The following is a 4,752-nucleotide window of genomic DNA, read 5'->3' as shown; positions in this document are numbered from 1 at the left end:
ACTGCGAGCGTCCGTTGTGCTCAGCCGGTGCCGGGAAGAGGCGGGGCGGTGGACTCGCCGCTGACATCCTCGGCGGTCCGCTCGGCCATGACCGGTGTTCCGGTGGCCAGGAGAAATTGGCGTGCTGCCGCGACCACCGAGTGGCGGGCGGGCAGGGCGTAGCCACCGGCGCTGGCACCGAAGCGCAGCCATGGCGCGAGCCGTGCCAGATACGCCAGCCACAACCGCTCAGCGATCGCGGGAATATCGGCTCGCAGCGTGCGGGCGGCGTGCCAGGAATTCAGCAACGGCTCGGGCCAGCCCGCGGCGTCGCCCCTCCGCGAAGCCAGCACCTGGGCTCTGCGTGAGCACTGCGTCAGCATCGCGGTGAACACCTCCGGCGGCGGAAGCTGCTCTCTGGCCAACCCGAGATCGGCCACCCACGGCACCACCGGTGCCGGTTCGCGCGGTGGGGAGGCGACCGACGCCAGCCGCAGCGCGATCGGCAGCAGCGCGGACGCTTCGCCACGATCCACCGGGTCCCGGCTCATCGACCGCGCGAACGCCTCCGGATGCGGAACACGAGGCAAGGTCTGCCCGACATCCAGACCGGCCTCGCGCACAGCCGCCAACAGACCCAGGCCGTGCCCGTGTTCCCAGCCCGTGTGCATCAAGCCCCAGGCCGGTGCGAGCGCGTTTGATACAGCGTCGCCGGACAGCACCAGCGTGCGGGCCTGCGGATCCACCAGCGTCAAACCCAGCGCCGGTGCACATAAGGGCCGCAGCACGTGGATGGCCAGCAGACGCTGCCACCACGGCGCGGCCAACGGGCTGCACACCGCTCCCGGCCGATCCTGCTCGCGCAGGCGGCGCAACGCCGCCGCGAGCCGGGACTCATCGGCCGGTGCCTCAAGATCCGCAGGCATGCCGGGATCGGCCAGCACCACCTCCCCGGCACCGACCTGCGCGGCGTGGCGCAGGCCGCGCCCCACCGCCGCGCCCCAGCTCGCGCCCGGCAAGGTCAGCACTACGTGCGCCGCGCACAAACCGCTGGAAGCGAACCTCATCTGGGTCGACGGGTCCTTCCGGTCGCTGGTATCAACCAGCACCGTGCACACCGGCCGACCGCGCGCTCCGGCTAGCACCGCATCCTCGACGTGGCGCGCGACCATGCCGATGGTCGCCGTGTGTGCGTGAGCAGGGAGCACGATCACCACCGGCATCGACCTGCCCTCGTTCGAGTCGGTGCGGGATGGGGCGGCGAAACCACGAGCAGGAGGGGGAATCGTCGAATTGCTCTGTGGTTCCGCCGCCCCAGTCCTCGCCGGAACGCCCGGAACCCCTGGGGGAAGGGCCTTAGCGGGCTGCGGCGAGGACATCGGGGGCGGGGTCTTACTCGCCACCATCGGCGTGCACTCCCAGCTGGCGACGACCCCGTGGGGGCTTCCTGTCGACGTCCGGAGTTGTGGCGTCGGCGCGGATGCCCAAGCGGCGTTCGGCCTCCTCCGCGAGCACGCGCAGCGGTCGATCCCGCTCGCGCAGCACGACCGGTGCCAGGTGTGGCGTCATGAGCAGTCGCGCCTTGTCCGCAGTGCGAGGTGTGGTTTTCACTGGCGATGAAAGGAAAAGATCTCGATGCGTCACCAATGGTCGCATCTGCCACGCCTCGCTACTGTGCATTTTGACATCTAGACGATCGTCGGTCATGGAGTTCATCCCCCAAAAGAATGTCCGGTAAGCTACGGCGGATTCAATGACGAAATGGCGATCCGGGAGTCCGCAATTGCGGGGCGATCGCGATTACTAAGCGGGGTGTCGCGCGGGCATCGGCAGCTGGAAAGTCCAGCAAATCCGCGACGCACGAGAACAAGTCGCCGTCGCGCTCCCACGTCACTCCGCCACCTGCGCGCGGATTTCCAGCTATCCGCCGCGCCAAGCAATCCTCCGGGCTGCGCATGCGAATCGTGTCCACCACATCGGAGTCCGGGTGCGCGTACGATCCAGCAAGCTCAACCGGCTCACCGGCGTGATCGGTCACCGACATGAAATGCCACCCGCGCCTTGTCAACTCACCCAGTGACTGCTCACCTTGCGCCGCCCCGGCGCAAGAATCAGGTGTTGGCATGCCCACCATCTCCCAATGAGATGCGGCACGAAAATGCCCGGCCCCGCCCACGTCGCGACAATTAGCTCGCAGTGAGCGAAAATGACCCACGAAACATTCGAGACGAGGCGACCGACGGGCATGACTGCCCGCCGACGCCCGCGAATCTCCGCATTCGCGGCATTCGCGAAAACGAATCGTCATAGCCACCCCTTTCGCGCGTCGTTGCTGAGCGTGAGACAGGCGAGACTATGAGCGAACGCAGCGGGCGAAGTGCCACCAAAGTGCCACAATCGATCATCAGGGCATTGTTCGGCCAGAAGCCGATCCCTGCCTACCCGTCCCTCCTCCGTAGGTCCAGTGTCCAAGCGCCAGAAGTACGGTACGGTGGTTACCGGCGGGTAATCCGAACTGTCAGTTCGGGTGTCTTGAGCGACGTGCTTGGTGTTAGAACGGAAGGCCAACTTGGCCGGCGAGGCGGGAGGCTTCGGCCGATACCGATCGTTGGCCGCGTTCGATCGTCGTGCGCAGCAGCTTGTGCGCCGTTGGCCGGAACTGCATGTCTTCCGTAGCTTCCGACGCGGCCGTTTCCAGCAGTCGGAGGCTTCGGGCGTAGTCCCGGCGTTGCTGGTAGCCCTTGGCTTGGTCGAGCAGGAACGCGACCCGCCGTTCGATCGAGGGTGAGTGTTGGGGTTCGATGCGTTCCGCGAGACGCAGCCCTTCGGCAGCCTCGCCGGATTCGAGTTCGATGCTGACGGCGTACATGGCCACGTTGGTGGGGCCGAAGGCGGTCCAGCAGGTGTTGCGCTCGCCTGTTTTCTCGGCGAGCGGGGTGGCCAGTCGGAGCAGGTCGCGAGCTCCCCATGCGTCTCCGTTGCGCACAGCGGCAATAGCCGCGATGAGCAGCAGTGCTCCGGACAGCGCTAAGGCGTCGAGGTTATCGTTCGCCCGGAACGGGCGGAGATCGTCGACTGCGTGCATAGCGACTGCTTCAGCACCCTCGGCCTGCCCATCGGCTAACAAGACCTGGGTCAGGTTCCAGCGAGCCCCGGCCAAGCGGACCGGGTCGTCTGCCTCTTCCGCGGCCCGGACTGCCCGATCAGCAACCAGCAACGACAGGTCACCACGGCCAACTCGCTTGGTCACGGTGCGGAGCAAGCAGTAGAGGTCCGCCGCCGAGCCGTGCGCGGCGCGGCTTCCCGCCGCGTCGGCACCGTGAAGAGCTGCTTCTGTCTCGCCGATGAGGACGGGCAATTGGGCGGTCAACGCGGTATAGCGACGTGGCGAGGTCTGCCATGTCCTCCACGCGTCGAGCACCGCACGGCGTACCGAGTCACAACCGCGCGGGCTCGGCAACGGTGTCGCCGGGTTGACGAGAGCGCGATAGAGCGCGTCGGCGGCGACACTGTCGGCGCGCAGTCGAGGTGGCGTCGGCGCCGCGCTGAGCAGTTCGGCGAGATCGACATGCAGGACGGTTGCCAGTTCGGCCAGCACGGCGAGCGTTGGGACCTTCTGACCGCGCTCGATTTGGTAGAGGTAGTCCGGTGTGATGCCGGCCAGCCCGGCGACGACCGCCTTGGTTCGGCGAACAGCCGTCCGGTAGAACCGGATCCGCTCGCCCACCACCTGCGCCAGATGATCGCTCATTGCGAAGTTCCCGACCGCCCTCCAAGGTCGTGACCAGGGTAAACGATATTGCCCCGGGCTCGGTCGGCTGGTGGTGAAAGACTTTTCGCATGAGCGCGCCTGAATCGCCCCGAACGCTGGTGTTGTGGGATGTCGACCACACGCTGATCGAGACCCGCGGCGTGGGACGCGCGGTGTACGACCGTGCATTCCACGTTGCGACGGGCAAACCGCTGGCCAGGCTCGCGGCGATCGCGGGCCGGACCGAACTCGGCATCATGACCGAATCCCTGCGCATCAACGGTGTTGACCCCACCGGCGAAGCCGTTGAGCGGCTCGCGGCAGCCCTTGTGGCGGGCTACAACGAGATGGCCGACGAACTCGCCACGACCGGTCGAGCGCTGCCTGGTGCTCAGCAGACGCTCGCCGCGCTGGCGACCGATCCCCGCGCCCACCAAGGTGTGCTGACCGGCAATCTCCGGGAGGTCGCCCGGATCAAACTCGAAGTCTTTGGGCTGGCGCGCTACCTCGATCTGGAAACCAGCGCGTTCGGTGACGATGACGCCAGCCGCCCACGTCTGGTGCAGATCGCTCAACGCCGAGCCTCCGAACGCCTCGGTGTGCCGTTCGACAACAGCCGCACCGTGCTGATCGGCGACACGCCCAACGACATCCAGGCAGCGCTGACCGCCGGTGTACGCGCGATCGCGGTAGCGACCGGCAAGAGCACCGAAGACGAACTACGCGTGGCCGGCGCGGTAGAGGTCGTTCCGGCACTGACCCCAGACATGATCGAGCGGCTGGTGGCCTGAACACGCCCGGCGCGACGCCGCCGACACGCCTTGCGGAACACCCGGTCGAAGGATCGCGGCCCCTCAGCGATGCTGGAAGAACCCGGACTCGACCGCGCCCACGAAGGCGTTCCACTCGTCATTGTCGAACACGAGTACCGCACCGTCCGGGTTCTGGCTGTCGCGCATGCCGACCGCGTTGCTGGTGAAAGAGAGTTCGACGCATTGGTTGCCGTTGGGATTACTCAGGGG

General features: G+C 67.1%; 5 protein-coding genes. 1 reads left to right on the top strand and 4 read right to left on the bottom strand.

What is annotated here, in order from left to right; all coding sequences use genetic code 11:
* Positions 1–20 precede the first annotated feature (20 nt).
* From BM362_RS45980 to BM362_RS45975, 3 genes are all read right to left on the bottom strand, one after another.
* On the bottom strand, positions 21–1,046 hold the full coding sequence (locus tag BM362_RS45980; protein ID WP_143132667.1) for a hypothetical protein: 1,026 nt from the start codon (positions 1,044–1,046) through the stop codon (positions 21–23).
* Between the two features lie 325 nt (positions 1,047–1,371).
* Entirely contained in the window at positions 1,372–1,686 is a 315-nt protein-coding gene (locus tag BM362_RS47210; RefSeq protein WP_143132666.1) for a hypothetical protein, read from the bottom strand.
* A gap of 844 nt (positions 1,687–2,530) precedes the next feature.
* Positions 2,531–3,730 carry a helix-turn-helix domain-containing protein gene (locus tag BM362_RS45975; protein ID WP_093577422.1) on the bottom strand — a complete coding sequence of 400 codons (1,200 nt, stop codon included), beginning with the start codon at positions 3,728–3,730 and terminating at the stop codon, positions 2,531–2,533.
* A gap of 89 nt (positions 3,731–3,819) precedes the next feature.
* Here BM362_RS45975 and BM362_RS45970 point away from each other — a divergent pair, with 89 nt between their 5' ends.
* Positions 3,820–4,521: a haloacid dehalogenase-like hydrolase gene (locus BM362_RS45970; protein WP_093577421.1), complete on the top strand. Its 702-nt coding sequence runs from the start codon at positions 3,820–3,822 to the stop codon at positions 4,519–4,521.
* A gap of 63 nt (positions 4,522–4,584) precedes the next feature.
* Here BM362_RS45970 and BM362_RS50185 read toward each other — a convergent pair whose 3' ends face one another.
* On the bottom strand, positions 4,585–4,749 hold the full coding sequence (locus BM362_RS50185; protein WP_280142779.1) for a DUF397 domain-containing protein: 165 nt from the start codon (positions 4,747–4,749) through the stop codon (positions 4,585–4,587).
* Positions 4,750–4,752: the final 3 nt, after the last annotated feature.

It is taken from the genome of Amycolatopsis rubida (assembly GCF_900115345.1).
Taxonomy (GTDB): Bacteria; Actinomycetota; Actinomycetes; order Mycobacteriales; family Pseudonocardiaceae; genus Amycolatopsis; species Amycolatopsis rubida.
Note: the sequence above shows the minus strand (reverse complement) of the source record. Positions and strands in the feature narration are given on the sequence as shown.

Coding starts and splice junctions, on each gene's coding strand:
- BM362_RS47210 (WP_143132666.1), bottom strand. CDS start 1,686: ATGACCGACGATCGTCTAGATGTCAAAATGCACAGTAGCGAGGCGTGG.
- BM362_RS45975 (WP_093577422.1), bottom strand. CDS start 3,730: ATGAGCGATCATCTGGCGCAGGTGGTGGGCGAGCGGATCCGGTTCTAC.
- BM362_RS45970 (WP_093577421.1), top strand. CDS start 3,820: ATGAGCGCGCCTGAATCGCCCCGAACGCTGGTGTTGTGGGATGTCGAC.
- BM362_RS45980 (WP_143132667.1), bottom strand. CDS start 1,046: ATGAGGTTCGCTTCCAGCGGTTTGTGCGCGGCGCACGTAGTGCTGACC.